This is a genomic window from Mesorhizobium sp. M0633 (assembly GCF_040320645.1).
Lineage (GTDB): Bacteria > Pseudomonadota > Alphaproteobacteria > Rhizobiales > Rhizobiaceae > Mesorhizobium.
On record NZ_JAMYQC010000019.1, the window covers coordinates 102811 to 121822 of the forward strand.

Consider the following 19012-nt stretch of genomic DNA (forward strand, 5'->3'; position numbering starts at 1 on the left):
GATGCTCATAGTGCCCGCCTGGAAGTTGTCGAAAGACGGCATCTTGTCGTGGTGCGGAAACAAAACTTTCGGCCAAGTGTTGCGATGCAACCAATTGCATTTGGACCGGTTTTAGGGACATTGCCGTGGCGGTGACGCCGCACTGCGTCCCCAACACGGAACCTTAGATGAATATCCAGACCAATCTCGCACAGATCGAAAAGACGAGCGCCAGCTTCCCGGCTGTCACCGACGTGCCGATACGCTCCAATTTCCTGCCGGAAGATCGGCTGCGCGCTTTGGGCGCAGCCCTTGCCAATGGCGACGCCAAGGACTTGTTCGGTCTGACGCCTTTCGATTTTCAGGCGCGCATCCGCGACAGCGCCAGGAAAATTCTCGATGTCTACCGTTCCACCAACGCTGCCCAGGCGAGGGGCGAAACGATCACGCCCGCGGCGCAGTGGCTGCTCGACAACAACTACCTGGTCGAGGAGACCATTTTTCAGGTCAAGCGCGACCTGCCGCGCCGCTTCTACCGCCAGTTGCCGACGCTGAAACTGTCGGATGGATCCAGCGTGCCGCGCGCACTGGCGGTCGCGTGGACCTATGTCGCGCATTCCGACAGTTCCGTCTCGTCGGCCATGTTCAAGGCGATTGTCGAAGGCTTCCAGTCCGTCGAGCCGCTGAAGATTGGCGAATTATGGGCGCTGCCGTCGCTGCTGCGCTTCGTCCTGATCGAGAACCTTCGCCGGATCGCGGTCCGCGTCAATCGCACGCGGGAACTGCGCCAGATCGCCAACGAGGTCGCCGACCGTGTGCTGGCGACGGACGACAGCGCCGACCGGCAGGCGATACTTTCCCACTACAGCGCCCATGCGCAGGACACCACCTTCGCCACCCAGTTGCTCTACCGGCTGCGTGACGGCTCGCAAAATGCCGGCAGGGCGCTGGAATGGCTGGAGGGCGAGCTGGAAAGGACCGGCTCCGACGCCGAGGAGATCATCCTCAGCGAGCACCACACGCTGTCCAGCGGCAACGTGACCACCGGCAACATCATCCGCGGCCTGCGCCTGATCAACGACATCGACTGGACGGTGTGGTTCGAGGGCGTCAGCCGCATCGACACCTTGCTGCGCGAACGCACCGATTTCGCCGCGCTCGATTTCTTTTCGCGCGACCAATACCGGACTGCGATCGAGGAGCTGGCGCGCCGTTCCGATCTCTCCGAATTTCGCGTTGCCGAAAGGGCGATCGAGCTCGCCGGCCATGCTGCCGATGCACCGGGCTCCGAAAGCGGTCCGATCGCTCACACCGACGTCGGCTTCTTTCTGGTCGGCCCGCGCCGGCAGGAGCTCGAGCGGTCGATCGGCTACCGGCCGACCATCGGCAAGACGCTCAACCGGACCTTCCGCAAGACCGGATGGCTGGGCATCGTCGTGCCGGTGTTTGCGCTGACGGTCCTGCTTCTGGTCGTTTCCGGCAATGCGCTTGCCAATCTCGGCCTGTCGGTGCCGCCGATCGTCCTGATGCTGGCCCTGTTCGCGGTGCCGGCCAGCGAAGGCGCGCTCGCATTCTTCAACACCGTCGTCTCGCTGTTTTTGAAGCCGACGCGTCTCATCGGCTATGATTTCAGGCACGGTGTGCCGCCCGAGGCGCGCACGCTGGTGGTGGTGCCGTCGCTGATCGGCTCGCGCGACGATGTCGAGGAGAACATCCGCAACATCGAGGTGCATCACCTCGCCAACACGGCGGGCGAAGTCTATTTCGCGCTGCTTTCCGACTGGCCGGACTCGAAGACCGAGATCGATACGGCGGATGTCGAAATCCTCGAATTCGCCCGCGCCGAAATCGCCAGGCTGAACGCCCGCTATCCCTCGGAAGGGGCGCCGCGCTTTTATCTGCTGCATCGGCGCCGGCTCTACAACGCATCGCAAGGCGTCTGGATGGGCTGGGAGCGCAAGCGCGGCAAGCTGCACGAATTGAACCTTCTGCTGCGCGGGGACAGCGACACCACCTTCCTGCCGTTGGAAGTGCCATTGCCGGAGAGCGTCGTCCACGTGATGACGCTGGACGCCGACACCCGCACCACCCGCGACGCCGTCGCTGCGCTGGCCGGCAAGCTTTGCCACCCGCTCAACCGTCCGCATTTCGATGTCGCACGGCACGAGGTTACGGCAGGTTATTCCATCCTGCAGCCGCGTATCACCGCGTCGCTGACCAGTGGCGACGAGGCATCGTTCTTTCAGCGTGTCTTTTCCGCCAATCGCGGGCTCGATCCGTACGTCTTTGCCGTGTCGGACCTCTACCAGGACATCTTCGGCGACGGTTCCTTCACCGGCAAGGGTCTTTACCATGTCGACGCCTTCGAGGCGGCGCTGAAAGGCCGCATCGAGGAAAACACCATCCTCAGCCATGATCTGCTCGAAGGCGCCCTGGCGCGCTCGGCCTTGGTCACCGACGTCGAACTGGTCGAGGACTATCCGACCCGCTATTCGGTCGACGCGTCGCGCCACCATCGCTGGGCACGCGGCGACTGGCAGCTTCTGGGCTTCATTCTTGGCCCGCGCTCAAACGTGCCGGCGCTGTCGCGCTGGAAGATGGTGGACAATCTGCGCCGCTCGGTGACGCCGATCTTCTGGGTGATGGCCGCGATCGCCGGCTGGACGCTGCTGCCCTTCACGCAGGCCGCGCAATGGCAGGCGCTGCTGATCCTTACGCTGTTCATGGCGCCCACGTTCGACATCGTCGACGCCATCCTGCCGAAGAGCGGCGACCAGACGCCGCGCGGCCATTTCTCGGCACTGGCGCGCGACGTTGCCTTCGGCACCGCCCTGGTGGCGCTGAAGATCGTGCTGATGGCGCACCTTGCCTGGATGATGGGCGACGCGATCATCCGCACGCTCTACCGCCTGTTCGTCAGCCGCCAGAACCTGCTCGAATGGCGCACCGCCTCGCAGGCACACAAGGGCGGCGACAACGATCTCGGCTCCTACTACAGCATCATGTACGGCGCGGTGATCATAGGCGTCGTCGGCCTCGCCGTCCCGGTGCTGGCCGATTCCACCGGCGCCTTCGTCGCCTTCTTCTTTGCCTTGTTCTGGATCGGCTCGCCCGCCATCGCCTGCTGGATCAGCCGTTCGGCCGAAACCGAGGACCGCCTGCGCATATCGGCCGCCGACATCCACGCGCTGCGCACCGTGGCGCGGCGTACATGGCACTATTTCGAGACCTTCGTGACGGCCGAGCATCACCATCTGCCGCCGGATAATTTCCAGGAAAGCCCGGCCCCCGTGGTGGCGCCCCGCACCTCGCCGACCAATATCGGCGTCTACCTGCTGTCGGTGATTTCGGCACGCGATTTCGGCTGGATCAGCCTCTCCGACGCCGTCAACCGCATCGACGCGACGATGTCGACCATCGAGAGCATGCCGCGCGACCGCGGCCATCTCTTCAACTGGTATGACACGACGACCCTGAAGCCGCTCTACCCGCTGTACATTTCGGCGGTCGACAGCGGCAATCTCGCCGGCCATCTGGTGGCCGTGGCCGCTGCCTGCGCCGAATGGGCCGAAGCGCCGTCGGTGCATGTGCAGGGCGACTTCGAAGGCATCCTCGACACCGTCACCATCCTCGACGAAAGCCTTGAGGAACTGCCCGACGACCGGCGTCAATTGCGGCCCTTGCGCCAGCGGCTCGCCGACCGTCTCGACGGCATGCGGCGGGCGGTCGAATTGATCAAGGCGCAGCCGGAGATGGCGTCGATCCGTACCATCAACCTGGCCGTCCTGGCCGGCGAGATACGCAAGCTCGCGACAGCCATCCACACCGAGGCCGCGTCGACCCAGAGCGACACCATCGCCGATTGGGCGGCCAGGCTCGAAGCCACCTGCGAGGCGCATGTGCACGACGCGCACAGCGACGAAAACGCCGTCGCGGCATTGCGGGCCAAGCTTCTGACGTTGCGCGAGCGCACGCGCCGTTTCGCCTTCGAGATGGATTTCTCGTTCCTGATGCGGCCCGAACGCAAGCTCTTGTCGATCGGTTACCGGGTCGAGGAGCATCAGCTCGACGAAAGCTGCTACGATCTTTTGGCCTCCGAGGCGCGGCTGACCAGCCTGTTCGCCATCGCCAAGGGCGATTTGCCGACCGAGCACTGGTTCCGGCTCGGCCGGCCGATCGTCGAGATCGGCTTCCAGGGCGCACTGATGTCCTGGTCCGGCTCGATGTTCGAATATCTGATGCCGCCACTGGTGATGAAGGAGCCGCAAGGCAGCATTCTCAACCAGACCAGCAAGCTCATCATCAAGCGCCAGATCCAGTATGGCCGTTCGAAGAACGTTCCCTGGGGGATTTCGGAAGCGGCCTACAACGCCCGCGACCGCGAGCTGACCTATCAGTACACCAATTTCGGCGTGCCCGGGCTCGGCCTGAAGCGCGGCCTTGGCCAAAACACGGTGATCGCGCCTTACGCGACCGTGCTGGCAGCGCAGTTCACGCCGCATGAATCCGTCCAGAACCTGGCCACGCTCAGGCGGCTGGGCGCACTGGGCCGGCACGGTTTTTACGACGCGGTGGATTTCACGCCGCAACGCGTTCCCGAGGGCACCGACCACGCCGTCGTGCTCAACTACATGGCCCACCACTCCGGCATGTCGATTGCCGCGGTTGCCGATGCGATCTTCGAAGGGCGCCTGCGCGACCGCTTCCACAGCGATCCGGTGATCGAGTCGGCCGAATTGCTGCTGCAGGAAAGGGCGCCGCGCGACATCCCGACTGCGACCGTCAGGACCGAGGCCGACGAGCGCTCGAAGGACGAGACCGAGCTGGAAAGCCCGGATACCCGCATCGTGCTCGATCCGCTCAGGGCGCTCCGCTCGACCAGTGTCATGTCCAATGGCCGCTATTCGGTCATGGTGACCGCCACCGGCTCCGGGTACAGCCGCTGGGGCGAACTTGCCGTCACGCGCTGGCAGCCGGATCCGACCGAGGACCGCCTTGGTTCCTATATTTTCCTGCGCGACGCCAGCAACGGAGACTGGTGGTCGACCACCGCCGAGCCGAAGCGCGCCGCCGGCGAGCGTGCGCAAACGCTGTTCTCCGACGACAAGGCGAGCTTCGTCAAATCGATTGGATCGCTGCGTTCGGAAGTCGAGTGCATCGTCATCTCGGAAGGCAATGGTGAGGGCCGACGGGTGACGCTCCACAATGATGGCCCCGCCGACCGGCATATCGAAGTAACCTCGTTTGCCGAACTGGTGCTGGGCTCCGAGCCCTCGGATAATGCCCATCCGGCTTTTTCGAAGATGTTCGTGGAAACCGAGATCGCGCCGAACAACGGCGCGATCTTCGCCACCAGGGGCAAGCGCGAAAAGGACGAACCCGACGTCACCATGGTGCATTTCGTCACCGACCCGTCTGGATCGGCGCGAGACGCCGAGGCGGAAACCGACAGGCGCGCCTTCATCGGCCGCGGCCGCACCATCACCGAAGCGGCTGCCTTTGATCCCGGCGCCAAGCTTGGCGGCCATTCCGGCTTCACCCTGGATCCGATCGCATCGCTTCGCCGGCAGGTGCGCGTGCCGGCCAACAAGAAGATTTCGCTGACGTTCTGGACCGTCGTCGGTACCCATCGCGCCGAATTGGATGCCGCCATCGCACGGCTCGACCATCCCGAAAGCTTCGCCCGTCAGGCGATGCTCGCCTGGACGCGCTCGCAGGTGCAGACCCGGCACCTTGGCCTCAGCCTGTCCGACGCCGCCAATGTGCAGAAGCTGGCGCGCTATCTGATCTATCCCGATCCGTTCCTGCGCCTTCCGGGCGAATCCATCGTCTCCGGGCTCGGCAGGCAGTCCAGCCTGTGGCCGACCAGCATATCCGGCGATTTTCCGATTTTCCTGGTCAGGATCGCCGATGTCGCCGATCTGGAGATCGTCGCCCAGGCGCTTCGCTTCCAGGAATACATGCGCGCTCGCGGCATGATGATCGATTTTGTCGTCGTCAACGAGCAGGCGTCATCCTACGTGCAGGACCTGCAGCGCGCGGTGGAGACGCTGTGCGAAAACAGCCGATTGCGCGGCAAGGAGCTCGGACCCCGCCAGCACATCTTCGCGGTGCGCCGCGATCTGATGGAGGAAACGACCTACAGGACCTTGCTCGCCGTCGCTCGGGTGGTGCTGCATACGCGCAACGGCACCATCTTCGACCAGATCGAGCGCGCCGAGGCCGCGGCATTGCAGGCGCGGGACGCCGCCCTCCAGCCGGCAGACCTTGCAGCGCTTCGCGAGCCGTCCTTGCCGGTGCCGACGTCGCAAGCATCTGCCGCCCAGGCACTGATCGAGGGCCGCGTCGACGGCAGCGGGCTCGACCAATGGAACGGTTTCGGCGGCTTCGACGGCGACGGACGCCACTACGTCGTGCGTCTTACCGGCCGGCGCACGACGCCGCAGCCGTGGATCAACGTCATCTCCAACCCATCGTTCGGGTTCCACATGTCGGCTGAAGGCGCTGCCTTCACCTGGAGCCGCAACAGCCGCGACTATCAGTTGACGCCATGGTCGAACGATCCGGTCACCAACCGGCCGGGCGAGGGCATCTATATCTACGATCAGGCCAGTGGCAGGGCGTTCTCGCCAATGGCTGCCGTGGTGCGTGACCCGACAATGACCTACGAAACCTGGCACGGGCAGGGTTTTTCGACGTTCCGCTCAAAACGCGGGCCGCTGTCGATGGACCTGACCCATGTTGTCGATCCCGTCGATCCGGTGAAGATATCGCGGCTGCACATCCAGAATTCGGGTTCGGTGCCGATGCGGCTGCGCGTCTACGCCTATGCGGAATGGGTTCTTGGCGGCCATCGCTCGCGCACCGCTGCAAGCATCGTTCCGTCGAGGGATGCCGCAACCGGCGCATTGCTGGCGCAAAATCCCTATGGGCTCGATTTCGGCGAGCGGATCGCCTTTCTGGCCGCCGACGGTGCTGTGCATTCGGTCACCGCCGATCGCGGCGAGTTCATCGGCAGGCAAGGCACGAGCGAGTTTCCGCATGCCGTGCTGAGCGGCGCCGGCCTGTCCGGCCGTGTCGAGGCCGGCGACGATCCCTGCGCGGCCATCGCACGCGACATCGACATCGCTGCCGGCGGCGACGTCACGCTGCTCTGGCTGCTCGGCGACGCGGCCTCGCCCGAGGCGGCCAGCGCGCTGGTGCAGACCCATCGCTCAAGGGATTTCGATCAGCGGCTGGCCGACAACGAGCGCACATGGCGCGGCTTTCTCGACACAATCCAGGTCGAGACGCCGGACAAGGCACTCGACGCTATGGTCAATCACTGGCTGCCCTATCAGAGCCTGGCCTGCCGCATCCGTGCCCGCTCTGCGTTCTATCAGGCGAGCGGTGCCTTCGGCTTCCGCGATCAGTTGCAGGATACCTTGGCTTTGCTGGCGCATGACCCCAAGCTGGCGCGTGATCAGATCCTCAATGCGGCGCGGCGGCAATTCCCCGAAGGCGACGTGCAGCATTGGTGGCTGCCGCGCACCGAGGCCGGCGTCCGCACCATGATCTCGGACGACGTGGTCTGGCTGGCCCACGCCACGGCCCGTTACCTGCTGGTGACAGGCGACACCGCGATCCTGAAGGAGCAACTGCCCTTCATCGAAGGGCAGGCGCTGGGCGAAGGCGAGCACGATGCTTTCTTCATCCCGGAAATCTCGAAGAAGACAGCCTCGCTCTATGACCATTGCGCGCGGGCGCTCGATCTTGCCGTCAAGCGCAGCAGCCCGGCCGGGCTGCCGCTGATCCTCGGCGGCGACTGGAATGACGGCATGAACCGCGTCGGCGAGCACGGCAAGGGCGAGAGCGTGTGGCTGGGCTGGTTCCTGCTGAAGACGCTGGGTGACTTTGCCGCCGTCGCCAAGGCGGAGCGCGATGCCAAGCGCGTGCAGGCCTGGACGAAGCACGCCGAGGTGCTGAAACGGGCGCTGGAAAGCACCGCCTGGGATGGCGAGTGGTATCGGCGCGGCAGCTTCGACGACGGCACGCCGCTCGGCTCGCGCAAGTCGGACGAGTGCAAGATCGACTCGATCGCCCAGTCCTGGAGCGTGCTTTCGGGCGAGGGCGACCCGGCGCGGTCGACCACGGCAATGGCGCAGGCGATGAAAGCGCTCGTCGACGACGACCTCAAGATCGCCAAACTGTTCACTCCGCCCTTCTCGAAGACGGAAAAGGACCCGGGCTACATCAAGAGCTATCCGCCGGGGGTCCGTGAAAACGGCGGCCAATACACGCACGCGGCAACATGGTTCGTCATTGCGCTAGCCGAGATGGGTCGCACCGACGATGCCTACCGTTGCCTTTCAATGCTCAATCCGGTCAACCATGCGCTCGACGAAGCCGCGGCAGAGCGCTACCGGGTGGAACCTTATGTCGTCGCGGCCGACGTTTATTCCGGGCAAGACAAGGGCGGCCGCGGCGGCTGGACCTGGTATACCGGGTCGGCGGGCTGGCTTTATCGCGCCGCGGTCGAGAGCATTCTCGGCATAGAGCGCCGCGGACAGCGCCTCCAGTTCACGCCGAGACTTCCTAGCCATTGGGACGGCTATTCGGCAACTCTGAAGATGCTGGGCGCCGAGATCAAGGTCCGCGTCGTCCGCGACAAAAAGGCCCGGGCCATCTCACTTGAAGTGAATGGCACGAAGACCAAATCTTCGTCCTTCGAGCCAAAAGCCGGAGATAGTGCCGAGGTGGTCGTCAGAATACCGGCCTAGATTCAAGGGCTTGGAGCGTCGCTTAGCGTTCCCAGGGCACGCACGGGCGCTCCAAGTGCCTCTACCGGTTATATTTGCGGTTGACCTTGCTGAATGCCTGCACACGACTTTAGACGTCGTGCCCAGGGTCTTGCTGATTAAAATTGTGGCAGTGCTTTCCAGCTGCCATGATTTTGCCGCAACGCTGACATTTCACCTTTTATCTCAAACTGTTAGACGATCACGGCAAATTTCGAAGCGTCGTCATCTTTTGTTCGCGGAATGGGAACGGAAGAGCTAGACGAGCATTGTTTTGCGACGCGTCAACCGATACGAGTCAAAAAATGACGCACTGCACCATAAATAATTGGCGGAGTAGCTGAAGTGTCACTTCTGCAAATCTACTGGCGAGCCCTTGGTTATCTCGCTGCCGACAGGAAACGCGTTGCGTTTATCTGCGGGGCGAATGTCGCGCTTGCCATTATCGCCATTCTCGAGCCGATCATGTTCGGCCGGGTGATCGATGCCATTTCGGACCGCGGCTCGGTGTTCTCGACGCTCGCAATGTGGGCCGGCATCGGCGCTTTCAATATCGTCGCCTTCGTTCTGGTGGCGCGCGGCGCTGATCGCTTTGCCCACCAGCGGCGCAGCGAGGTTCTTTGCCAGTCGTTCGAGCGCGTCATCACCATGCCGCTTGCCTGGCATCATCAGCGCGGCACCTCCAATTCCCTGCACACGCTTCTGCGGGCGGTCGAGACCCTGTTCAGCCTCTGGCTCGAGTTCATGCGGCAGCACCTGTCGACAGCGGTCGCGTTGGTTCTGCTGGTGCCCACGGCGCTCAGCATGGATATCCGCATGTCGATGGTGCTGCTGGCGCTTGGCGCGCTCTATGTCGGCATCGGACGGCTGGTGATGCGGCGCACCAAGGAAGGCCAGGCGGCCGTGGAGCGTCACTACCACAAGGTGTTTGCGCATGTGACCGACTCGGTCAGCAACGTCGCCGTCCTCCAGAGCTACAACCGCATCGGCCACGAGACCGAGGCGCTGAAGCGCTACGTCAAGAATCTGCTCGATGTGCAGAACCCCGTGCTCGACTGGTGGGCAATGGCCAACGCGCTGCATCGCCTGTCCTCGACGATTTCGATGATGGTGGTGCTTCTGATTGGCGCCTACCTGGTGACGCACGGCCAGTTGCGCATCGGCGACGTCATAGCCTTTACCGGCTTTGCCACGCTGCTGATTGCCCGGCTCGACCAGATGTCGGCTTTTGCCAACCAGATTTCCGAAGCACGTGCCAAGCTCGAGGAATTCTATCATCTCGAAGACTCCGCTTCCGATGCCGCCGAGCCCGACGGGCTGCGCGACCTCGTCAACGTCACGGGTCATGTGCGTTTCGAGAATGTCTGCTTCGAGTTCGGTAATTCCGGGCAGGGCGTCGACGACGCGTCGTTCGAGGTCCAGGCCGGCCAGACCGTCGCCATCGTCGGCCCGACGGGCGCCGGCAAGACCACGCTCATCAACCTTCTGCAGCGCGTCTTCACGCCGTCCGGCGGACGCATCCTGATCGACGGCATCGATACCCGCACGGTGACCCGCAAGTCGCTGCGCCATTCGATCGCCACCGTGTTCCAGGACGCTGGCCTGCTCAACCGCTCGATCGAGGACAACATCCGCGTCGGCCGTGCGGAGGCGACCTATGACGAGGTCCATGCCGCGGCCAATGCCGCCGCCGCGCAGGATTTCATCCTGTCAAAGTGCGAGGGCTACGACACGGTCGTCGGCGAACGCGGCGGACAGCTGTCCGGTGGCGAGCGCCAGCGCATCGCGATCGCCCGCGCCGTGCTGAAGGACGCGCCCATCCTGGTTCTCGACGAGGCGACCAGCGCGCTCGACGTCGAGACGGAAGACCGCGTCAAGGACGCCATCGACGAATTGCGGCGCGGCCGCACCACCTTCATCATCGCCCACCGCCTGACCACCGTTCGCGACGCCGATCTGGTCGTGTTCATGGACAAGGGCCGGGTGGTCGAGATGGGCGGGTTCACCGAACTGTCGCTGCGCAACGGTCGCTTCGCCAGCCTGCTGCGCGCCGGCGGCCTGCTCAACGACGAGGAGGTCCGCCGCCTCAGCCGTCCGGTGAACGAAGCCGCTTGAGCAGCGCGGCTTGCCTTCTCCCCTTGCGGGAGAAGGTGGCCTCGCGAAGCGAGGTCGGATGAGGGGTGCTCCAGCTTGGCGCAAATCTTCATCCAAAATCCAGACTTCGGCGCACGGCGATCATTGGCGCCTCACTCCGTCCAGACCCCTCATCCGGCTCGACGCTACGCGCCGATCCACCTTCTCCCGCAAGGGGAGAAGGGAAGACGTACCGCCGCTGCGGTTGCCGCAACTCCGCCGGCGGTCTATGTAAGGCGGCATGAGCGATACGACTTCACGCCTCTCCGGCTGGATGGACCTTGCCAACCCGACGCGGTTCGTCGGGCTGGCCGACAAGGTCGTGCCGTGGCTGGCGAGCGTTGCCGCCATCATCCTCGCTGTCGGCCTCTACATGAGCTTCACGGCGCCCGAGGACTTCCAGCAAGGCATCACCGTGCGCATCATGTATATCCACGTGCCTTTCGCCTGGCTTGCCATGATGTGCTACACGCTGATGGCGGTCGCGGCACTGGGCACGCTGGTCTGGCGCCATCCGCTGGCCGACGTGGCGCTGAAATCGGCGGCACCTATCGGCGCCGTCTTCACCGCCCTTGCACTGATCACCGGTTCGATCTGGGGCAAGCCGATGTGGGGCACCTGGTGGGTGTGGGACGCGCGGCTGACCTCGGTCTTCATCCTGTTCCTGATGTATCTCGGCATCATCGCGCTGACCCGCGCGCTCGACGATGCCGGGCGCGCCGCCTGGGCCGCCGCCATCATCACCCTGGTCGGCTTCATCAACATTCCGATCATCAAATTTTCGGTCGACTGGTGGAACACGCTGCATCAGCCGGCGTCGGTGTTCCGGCTCGGCGGCCCGACCATCGATCCAAGCCTGTTGTGGCCATTGCTGGTGATGGCACTCGGCTTCACCGTGCTGTTCTTCGCGCTGCATCTGATGGCTATGCGCACCGAGATCCGCCGCCGCCGGGTCATTTCGATGCGCCGGGTTGCCGCGAGACAGGCTAGCTGATCTTCGTCGAGTTCCTTCGCGCCCCCCTCTGTCCTGCCGGACATCTCCCCCTCAAGGGGGGAGATTGAATGTCACGTATCGTTTCGCCAATCGCGAATGTTGAAAGAGAGGCGCTACCGGCGAAGCTACCGATCTCCCCCTTGAGGGGGAGATGGCCGGCAGGCCAGAGGGGGGCGCTGTCCCTCCAGCGTTTGAAGGATTTTGTACCTGAAGCGCACGCGCTCCAGCTGGACTCACCCCATCCGCCCGCGTGCTGCCACCGGCAGCGTCTCCAACACCTTGTCGCCTTCGATCAGATGCACCTCGTCGAACAGGTTGGTGACGACGCAGCAATGGTCGGGCACGACGCGCACGCGCTCGCCGATGCGAAGCTCGGCGCCGCCTGACAGCGTGACGTTGCCGTGCTCTTCGCTGAGGCTGGTCACCCTTGCGCCTGAAATGCCCAGCAGCTCGCCGAAATCGGCGAGCCCCAGCGTATCGCTGGACAGGGCCTTGCTGCCGGCGTCGAGGATGGCGCGTGTCGGCGTTGGGTGGCTGACCACCGTCGACAGCACCGTCAGTGCGCAATCGTCGAGGCTGCCGACGCCTTTGGTGACCTGGTAGCGGTCGAGATAGATGTAGGTGCCGGGCCGGTATTCGGTAACGACGCTATGCTCGCCGGAACGCCACATATCGGGTGTGCCGCCGCTGGAGATGCGCTCGCAAGCAAGGCCGGCTGCGGCAAGTGCTTGCTGCGCATCGGCGAGCCACGCCTCGGTCTCGGCGGCGCGGCCAGCCCCCGGGTAGGTCATCAAGCCGCCGAAGACGAGCCCCCGGACCTTGTCGATCTCGCTCGCCAGCGCGACTGCCTCGCCGGCCGACTGCACACCGCAGCGGCCCATGCCGGTGTCGCATTCGACCAGCACCGGCAGGCGGTGGCCGGGATCGGTAAAGGTGGCGGCAAGTCCCATGAGCGTGTCCATGCTGTCCGTTGTCACCGACAGGGTTACGCGGCCGTGCAGCGCCTTGAGGCGCTCCAGCTTGGCCCGCCCGAGGATATTGTAGGGCAGAAAGATGTCGGTCAGTCCGGCGTCGGCCATGACCTCGGCCTCGCCGATCTTCTGGCAGGTGATGCCGACGGCGCCGGCCGCGATCTGCTTCTTTGCCCAGTAGGGCAGTTTGTGGGTCTTGATGTGCGGCCTGAGCTTCAGCCCGTGCCGGTCGGCATGGGCCTGCGCCCGCGCGATATTGGCTTCGGCGCGGCCGGCATCGATCAGGATCGCCGGCGTATCGAGGTCGTCTATGCTGCGCATGGTCTCACCATCGGAAAATTGGTTGACCTTATGGCCCTGATCGGACCGCATGTCATGGGGCCAGCGACAGCAGTTTGCATCGACACCGAATTGACGTTCGGCTATTGCGGTTAGAGCAATTCCAGGAAAAGTGTGAAACGGTTTTCCGTCCGGAATTGCGTCCAAAAAAAGATAGAGCGGTTCGGCGTTTCCGTGAAACGATGAACCGTTCTAGCGCTCGCAAAGCGACGGGAAGGAACCACGATCATGAAACGCTCCGCCATCAACGACATCATCCGCGACGCCGACGCCTTCATCCGCTCGTTCGGCTACATCATGCCGCCCTTCGCCTACTGGTCGCCGGAAGAGATGAAGGCGCGCCGGCAGGATTCCTCGGCGATCTTTTCCTCCCGGCTCGGCTGGGACATCACCGACTACGGCCAGGAGAAATTCGACGAGCTCGGCCTGTTCCTGTTCACCGTTCGCAACGGCCGCTACGAGGACATGAAGAAGGGCATTGGCATGCTCTATGCCGAAAAGATCATGATCTCGCGCAAGGACCAGCTGTCGCCGATGCACCGCCACAACATCAAGGCCGAGGACATCATCAACCGCGGCGGCGGCAAACTGGTGCTGGAGCTGTTCATGCATAATCGCGATGGCGGCATCGATCCGAAGGCCGAAGTGACCGTGCCTGTCGACGGAACCATTCACAGGCTGCCTGCGGGTGGACTGCTGAAGCTCGACCCAGGCCAGAGCGTCACTTTGCTGCCGGGCGTCTGGCACGCCTTCTGGGCCGAGGGCAAGGACGTGCTGATCGGCGAGGTCTCGACCGTCAACGACGATCTCACCGACAATGTCTTCCGCGAGCCGATCGGCCGCTTCGCGGACATCGACGAGGACACAGCACCGCTGCATCTGCTGGTGTCCGACTACGAGAAGTGGGTGGGATAGGGCAGGAGGTGGCGCTGGTTGGAAATGCCGGAACTGATAGCTAGGAGTCCCAATTCAGCTGCTGCAAAAATGTCCGAATACCGATTGTGCTGTCACTGAATTCGCTCGTGCTGTGCAGTGAAAAAACGATATCCACCGTGGGCGGCGCTTCTATTCTCGCTATTATTAGGCGCACTCCGTCATCTAGGATCTCAACGCCCGTTTCTCGTTTCCAATTTCCTCCCACTTGCTGAAGTCGGGGGGAGGAATCGTCGAATTGCTCTCGCATCGATTCGTCGTTTGGAAAGGGAGTGTCGGTGAGGCTGCTGAATTCTTCCCAGGACCCAGAGACCGCCGCCTGAATTGCGCGATCTATCCTGGATTCCTCAGTCGCGCTAATTTTGACCTGCATCCCGTCCCCCCTTCCGGTCTACCGCGCATGCTTGTCGGCCCTGCGGTTGCCGAGCAGCAGCTTGCGTTCGAGATGCGCCCGTAGCTCGCCGTAGTAAGCCGTCAGGAACGCGCGTGCGTCATGGGCTTGGGGTGCCGCGCCGATCTTGCGTCCGATCGTTTCGGCCACCGTCCGCAGGGCGAAATAGTCGTCGCGGCGCAGCACCTCCTCCAGCTTGTGGAGTTCGGCAATCCCGTAGGCATCGAGTTGGGCGTGGCTGAACCGGAAGGCGCCGGCCGCCGGATCCTGCCGTGCCGACAGGTCTTCAAGCAAGGCGCGCTTCGGCGCCTCGACCACCCAGGTTCCCGCCAACAGGTCGCCGATCCGCATGCGGTCTCGATTGAACAGCGGGAACAAGGCAAACAGCAGCGTCCACACCAGTCCGAACACCGTCGTCAGCGTGTCGGCAAGGTCGGTCCCGCTGCGTCCAACGATGATCGACAGCGGCAGGAACACCTCGATCTCGCGCATCAGGTTGCGGGCGATCACCTGGTCGATCGACAGGCCGTCTCCGCTGCGCGACGCGACCCGGATGCCGACGATCCGCTTGCCGGGCGTAGCCGCGCGCCGGCCCGCTTCGAAGACGATGAAGTAGGCGTTGCGCAGAAAGAAGATCAGGATGATCCAGACGACGAAGAGCGGCTGAAATCCCTCGCTGCCAAGGCCTCCCACCCCGAACAGCGCGACGATCGTGATCACGATTGCCGCCACGGCGATGAACACGATGTCGAGCAGGAAGGCGGAGGCCCGCGTGCCGGCGTCGGCCAATTTTATCCGGAGATCGACGCCTTCGGGCGTGATCAGCGGCCGTATAGCCGCGAAGGCGGCGCGTTTAACGATCGCCATGCCGCACCGCCCGGAACAGGTAGAAATAACCGATCCACAGCACCAGCATGCCACCGCCAATGCCGTAGCGTGTGACGTCGCTGGTGATGGTCTGCCTGCCAATGCCCTCGAGCAGCCCGGCAAACAGCAGCATGACCGAGACCCCGACCATGGCGTTCGCGGCGATGCGTCCGGCGCGAGCCGCTGCCGCCATGCGTGTCAATTCGCCGGGAAAGGCGATGCTGGTGCCGATGCGCATGCCCGCCGCGCCGGCCAGAGAGATTGCGAACAATTCGGTGGTGCCGTGGATGGCCAGCCAGCCGCCGAGCTCCATGCCAAGCCCCTTGGACCAATAGACTTGGAACAACGCCCCGATCATGCAGCCGTTGTACAGCATCAGCAGCACCGTCGGCACCGCGAAGGCGAAGCCAAGGGCGAAGGCCAGGATTGCGACCTGGACGTTGTGCGTGAACAGATAGGCGGCAAAGCCTGAGAGAAAGCCATTGTCGCCATCATAAAGCATGTTGCGCAGCAGTTCGGCCGAGGTGTCGGGGCCGCGGCCTCCTGCCAGGCCGGGCGGGATGATCGCGTCGAACCAGCTCTTGTCGGATGCCACCAGCCAGGCGCCTGCACCAATGCCGATCACCATCAGCGCGACCGACGCCAATGTCTCGCGCCACAGGTCGCGAATGGCTTCGGGCCAGTCATGCAGGAAGAAATCGGCGAGGCGCTGCCGCAGCCCGCGGCGCGCGCCGTAGAGATAGAAATAACCGCGCAGCGACAGCGCTTCGAGATAGCCGACCAGCGCATTATCGAGCGATGTCGCGCGCGCCACCGACAGGGAAGACAGCGCCGATCGATAGAGCAGCGGCAGCGACAGCAGCTCCTCTTCGGAAAGCGTCCGCGGCGCGCGCTTCTCGACACGCGCCAGCAGCGCCTCGAATGCCTTCCAGTCGGCCTCGCGCTCGCGGCGGAAGCTGGCCAGCGACTGGCGTACCGCGTCGCCGCGCACCGCATTGCCGCGTACCGGCGCCGTCACAGCAAATCCTCCTGCTTGAACTGCAGATAGCGCTCGACCAGCGCCGGACCGAGCCGGCTGTGGTCGGCTTCGATCACATGCGCCCCGAGCAGGCGCAGCCGGCCGATGACGACCTGCCTTTCGCGCAAGAGCCCTCCGGCAACGACCGCGCGGGCAACATCCTCGCCGGAGCGTGGCGGCAGGTCGGCCAGGCCCTCCAGTTCGGTGTCCTTCATCATCATGAACAGCACGAGATGCCGCTCGGTGAGCCGGCCCACGGTGCGCAGCATCAATTCCGCACTGATCGGATCGACGAAATCGGTGAAGATGATGACCAGTGAGCGGCGGTCGAGCCGCGCCGCCAGCGTCGTCAATGCCAGCGTGAAATTGGTCTCCTCGCTGGAGTAGTCGATCTCGGCGGCCCGTTTCTGGATCATCGCAAAGCTGGCGGGGCCGCGCACCGCGCCGCTCGAAACGCGCGGCCTTGCATCGAAGCCGAACAAGCTGACCATGTCACCGCCCTTCAGCGCGATGAATGCCGACAGCAGGGCGGCCGTCACCGCCCGGTCCACCTTCGGCACCCCGTCGACCGGCTCGCACATCAGGCGTCCGCTGTCGATGGCCAGCACGATGTTGTTGTTCTCCTCGATGCGGAACTCGCGCGCCAACAGCTTGCCGTGGCGGGCGCTGCGCTTCCAGTCGATCATCCGCCGGCCCATGCCGGGCTGGTAATCCTTGAGCGCGTCGAACTCGCGGCCTTGACCGGCGCGGCGCTGCGCATGGCCTTCGGCAAGCGCCGCATGTTGCAGCAGCGTGATCGCCTCGCCGCGGGCGCTGCTGACGTCGGGCAGCACGGCAACCTTGCTTTCCACCGGCAGGACGACCTGGTTCCAGACCAGCCCGAACGGCCCGCGCCAGCGCACCCAGAGACGGTCGAAGCTGGCGACGCCGCGCCGCAGCGCCTGGAGGCGGAGGTTGAGCGACCCGCCTCCGGCGGTTGGCAGCAAGGCGCCGCCGCTGCCGTCCACCGGCGCCAGACGCGCATCGTGGCCGACCCGAGCCTCCGCGGCGCGCGGCCCCGAGTGACGGGCGGTGATTTGCACGCCGAATTCCCCACCGACACCGACCTGCTGCGGCGCATCGATGCTGGCATTCAGCGATGCCCGTCCGCGTCCGGCCGCGGCGTCCACCGCCAGGAAGGCAAGCAGCAGGCAACTCCACAGCAATCCCAGATACCAGAACGACGGCAATGCCAGCGCGACCAGGAAGGCCGGCACCGCGCCGGCCGCAGCTGCCCATACCGCTCGGCCGCTGGGATAGATCAACGTGGTGCTTCCGTCTGGTCGACCAGGTCGGAGACGATCTGCTCGACCAGCCGGCCATCGATCTGGGCGGCAGGCGAAAGGATGACGCGATGACGCAGCGCCGGCACCGCCAGCGCCTTGACGTCGTCGGGGATCACATAGGCGCGTCCGTCCAGCGCCGCCCGCGCCCGCGCCGCCCGCGCCAGCATGGCGCCGGCGCGCGGACTGGCCCCGACTTCCAGATCGGCATTTTCACGCGTAGCCCGTACCAGCGCCGCTATATAGCCGACGACATCGTCGACAAGGGTGACGGAGCCGACCGTAGCGAGTGCCTCCTGCAGCGTCTCGCGGTCCGTCTGCGCCTCGATGCCATATTGCGCGATGTCGTGCGAGGCGGAGCCGCCGCCGTGATGGACGATGATGGCTCGTTCTTCCTCGGGGCCCGGATAGCTGACGCGGTGCTTGAACAGGAAGCGGTCGAGCTGCGCCTCCGGCAGCGGATAGACGCCCTGGTGCTCGATCGGATTCTGGGTCGCGACGACCATGAAATTGCGGCCGAGCGAATGCGTGGTGCCGTCGAAGGTGACCGCATGTTCCTGCATCGCCTCGAGCAGTGCGGCCTGCGTCTTGGGCGGCGTGCGGTTGATTTCGTCGGCAAGCAGGAGATCGCAGAAGATCGGGCCGCGCGTCAGCGTGAACTGCCCGGTCTGGAAGTTGTAGATGTTCGACCCGACGATATCGCCGGGCATCAGGTCCGGCGTGAACTGGATCCGCCCGTAGGCGATCCCAAGCGCCTGGGCGAAGCAGCGCGCCGTCATTGTCTTGGCCGTGCCCGGAGGACCTTCCAGCAGGATATGCCCGCCCGCAAACAAGGCGGTCAGCATCAGGTCGACCGTATCGTGCTGCCCGGTGATCGCCTTGGCCACTTCTTCCCTGATCCGTGTCGCCAGGGCCTTCACATCATCGACGTTCACCGAGCCTCCTTGCCGTCCAGTCATGCAGCCGTTCTGCTGCCTGTTGCATCTGCGTCAGATTCTTCGCCTCGCCGGCCGCTTGCGAGCGCGTCGTGAAGCCGCCGGCTTGCTCCTTATCGCGAGAGTCGAGCCAGTGGTCGAGCGCTTTGCCTTGCAACCCTTGCGGTGCGCCGAGCAGCGCGCCGGCGCGCACCCGCATCAAGGCCGCATAGCGGCCTCCCAGCTCGTCCAGCCGGCCGGCACGCCGCATGAGCATCGCCGTCGTATAGACCCGCCGCCGCGTTCGGAACGGCTGGGCCGCGGGGGGGCAAAACCGCCGGGCGAACCCGCCAACGCCCAGGCGGAGACCCCCC

Annotated in this window: 10 protein-coding genes and 1 pseudogene; 4 read left to right on the plus strand and 7 right to left on the minus strand. The window is 64.5% G+C overall.

Annotated elements, in window-relative coordinates:
* Positions 1 to 167 precede the first annotated feature (167 nt).
* From NKI47_RS20445 to NKI47_RS20455, 3 genes are all read left to right on the plus strand, one after another.
* Complete coding sequence (locus tag NKI47_RS20445) at positions 168 to 8738, plus strand: glycoside hydrolase family 94 protein (RefSeq protein WP_352593172.1); 8571 nt, start codon at positions 168 to 170, stop codon at positions 8736 to 8738.
* Between the two features lie 363 nt (positions 8739 to 9101).
* The gene (locus tag NKI47_RS20450) at positions 9102 to 10871 is read left to right on the plus strand and encodes a glucan ABC transporter ATP-binding protein/ permease (RefSeq protein WP_352593175.1); all 1770 of its coding nucleotides are present in this window, start codon (positions 9102 to 9104) and stop codon (positions 10869 to 10871) included.
* A 259-nt stretch (positions 10872 to 11130) separates the two neighbouring features.
* The gene (locus tag NKI47_RS20455; RefSeq protein ID WP_352593178.1) at positions 11131 to 11883 is read left to right on the plus strand and encodes a heme ABC transporter permease; all 753 of its coding nucleotides are present in this window, start codon (positions 11131 to 11133) and stop codon (positions 11881 to 11883) included.
* Between the two features lie 233 nt (positions 11884 to 12116).
* On the opposite strand, the gene NKI47_RS20460 is transcribed toward NKI47_RS20455, so the two are convergent.
* On the minus strand, positions 12117 to 13175 hold the full coding sequence (locus tag NKI47_RS20460; protein ID WP_352593181.1) for a D-TA family PLP-dependent enzyme: 1059 nt from the start codon (positions 13173 to 13175) through the stop codon (positions 12117 to 12119).
* Between the two features lie 246 nt (positions 13176 to 13421).
* Between NKI47_RS20460 and NKI47_RS20465 the strand changes: the two genes are divergently transcribed.
* On the plus strand, positions 13422 to 14108 hold the full coding sequence (locus NKI47_RS20465) for a D-lyxose/D-mannose family sugar isomerase (RefSeq protein ID WP_352593184.1): 687 nt from the start codon (positions 13422 to 13424) through the stop codon (positions 14106 to 14108).
* Positions 14109 to 14148: 40 nt separating this feature from the next.
* Here the strand turns inward: NKI47_RS20465 and NKI47_RS20470 are convergent, their stop codons facing one another.
* From NKI47_RS20470 to NKI47_RS20495, 6 genes and pseudogenes are all read right to left on the minus strand, one after another.
* On the minus strand, positions 14149 to 14499 hold the full coding sequence (locus NKI47_RS20470) for a hypothetical protein (protein ID WP_352579849.1): 351 nt from the start codon (positions 14497 to 14499) through the stop codon (positions 14149 to 14151).
* Between the two features lie 18 nt (positions 14500 to 14517).
* Entirely contained in the window at positions 14518 to 15384 is an 867-nt protein-coding gene (locus tag NKI47_RS20475) for an RDD family protein (RefSeq protein WP_352593187.1), read from the minus strand.
* On the minus strand, positions 15371 to 16402 hold the full coding sequence (locus NKI47_RS20480) for a stage II sporulation protein M (RefSeq protein WP_352593190.1): 1032 nt from the start codon (positions 16400 to 16402) through the stop codon (positions 15371 to 15373). Before NKI47_RS20480 ends, NKI47_RS20475 begins: the two co-directional genes overlap by 14 nt.
* Positions 16399 to 17658 carry a DUF58 domain-containing protein gene (locus NKI47_RS20485; protein WP_352593193.1) on the minus strand — a complete coding sequence of 420 codons (1260 nt, stop codon included), beginning with the start codon at positions 17656 to 17658 and terminating at the stop codon, positions 16399 to 16401. The genes NKI47_RS20480 and NKI47_RS20485 overlap by 4 nt, the downstream gene beginning before the upstream one ends.
* Before the next feature lie 44 nt (positions 17659 to 17702).
* Positions 17703 to 18659, minus strand: coding sequence for an AAA family ATPase (locus NKI47_RS20490; RefSeq protein ID WP_292661489.1), 957 nt, complete (start codon positions 18657 to 18659; stop codon positions 17703 to 17705).
* Positions 18646 to 19012 (minus strand): annotated as a pseudogene (locus NKI47_RS20495) (DUF4350 domain-containing protein); the annotation flags it as partial. The gene NKI47_RS20490 and the pseudogene NKI47_RS20495, both read right to left, overlap by 14 nt.

Coding starts and splice junctions, on each gene's coding strand:
- NKI47_RS20445 (WP_352593172.1), top strand. CDS start 168: ATGAATATCCAGACCAATCTCGCACAGATCGAAAAGACGAGCGCCAGC.
- NKI47_RS20455 (WP_352593178.1), top strand. CDS start 11,131: ATGAGCGATACGACTTCACGCCTCTCCGGCTGGATGGACCTTGCCAAC.
- NKI47_RS20460 (WP_352593181.1), bottom strand. CDS start 13,175: ATGCGCAGCATAGACGACCTCGATACGCCGGCGATCCTGATCGATGCC.
- NKI47_RS20465 (WP_352593184.1), top strand. CDS start 13,422: ATGAAACGCTCCGCCATCAACGACATCATCCGCGACGCCGACGCCTTC.
- NKI47_RS20470 (WP_352579849.1), bottom strand. CDS start 14,499: ATGCAGGTCAAAATTAGCGCGACTGAGGAATCCAGGATAGATCGCGCA.
- NKI47_RS20475 (WP_352593187.1), bottom strand. CDS start 15,384: ATGGCGATCGTTAAACGCGCCGCCTTCGCGGCTATACGGCCGCTGATC.